The sequence below is a fragment of the Haloarcula sp. Atlit-7R genome, from assembly GCF_003666065.1.
In the GTDB taxonomy this organism is placed as follows: Archaea; Halobacteriota; Halobacteria; order Halobacteriales; family Haloarculaceae; genus Haloarcula; species Haloarcula taiwanensis.
In genome coordinates, this window is sequence record NZ_QXIK01000043.1 from 1 (window position 1) to 1,101 (window position 1,101).

Consider the following 1,101-nt stretch of genomic DNA (forward strand, 5'->3'; position numbering starts at 1 on the left):
ATGTAGGTGTCGGTCGTCTTGATCTCGTCCAAGCCGAACCGCGACTTCAACTCCTTGAACAGCAGTTCGACCTCCCAGCGCGCCCGATAGAGCTGCGCGATATCGGGCGCGCTGTACTCCTCACGCGCCAGATTCGTTAGATAGAGATGGTACTCTTCGCTCTCCTCGTTGCGCAGCCCGACCAGTCGAAACGTCCGGGTCGTGCTGGCGCCCGACCCTCGCTTGCGCTCGAACGAGAGCGTGATACGGACGTCGATCTCCTGTCGCTGCAGGTCGTCGAGGACGGCCTGCAGCGACTCTCCTTCCAGCGGAATGCTGTTGCCTCGCCACGTTCGCAGTTCCTCGACGATCTCGAAGTTCGCGTTCTCCTTGACTCGGGAGATGAACCAGCCGCCGTTCTGGTCGATTCGGTCGAACAACCAGAAGTCGTAGAAGCCTAAATCAAGCAGTATGAGGGCGTCAGCTACCCACTCGCCGGTGGGTAGCTGACTCCGTTCATGAGTGGTGCCATCAGTTGTGCGGAACCGTGTTGGAAGACCTGTCGAGAGTGACTCCGTGAGGTGGAGCTTCAGTTCAGCCTGATCTTCGCCAGTTGCTGCGTAGACATCAGCAGCGTCCTGGTACAGAGAAACGATGGTCGCGTCAGCAATCAGGACGTCTCGAAATCGTTCGAGACGTCCGTTCAAGTCGGCTCGTCCGGTATCGAGATTCTCGATGGCGTCATCGAGAATCTCTCGAAGGAGTGCAACGAAGCCCGGTTCGAACCAGTCGTGGAATGCCGCGTAAGAGAGTTCGTTGCAGTCAGCCACCTCGACGTAGCGGTCGAGAAATGCTTGTAGGGAGCGGTCTGAGCCAGCAGCGAAGCCAAACGAGAGCGTGTAAAACAGCGCAACGATGTCGAACTTCCGCTCACGCTCAACGAGATTCGTTGCGCGAGCGCGCTCGCGCAACTCATCAGAGGGAAACGCTCTTTGAATTCGGTCAACAACTACCGAGTCCGGTGGAGAGTACACACTTCCCACCGGGTTCCTCAACCGGGTAGTTGCGACGATATCTAATCAGCAGACAGCGACAGAATTCTCCACTAAACTAGAACGGATG

Annotated in this window: 1 protein-coding gene; it reads right to left on the minus strand. The window is 57.2% G+C overall.

Annotated elements, in window-relative coordinates; all coding sequences use genetic code 11:
* Positions 1-1,022 (minus strand): IS4 family transposase (locus D3D01_RS22505; protein ID WP_121513852.1); only part of this gene is annotated, 1,022 nt, incomplete at its 3' end.
* Between the last annotated feature and the right edge of the window lie 79 nt (positions 1,023-1,101).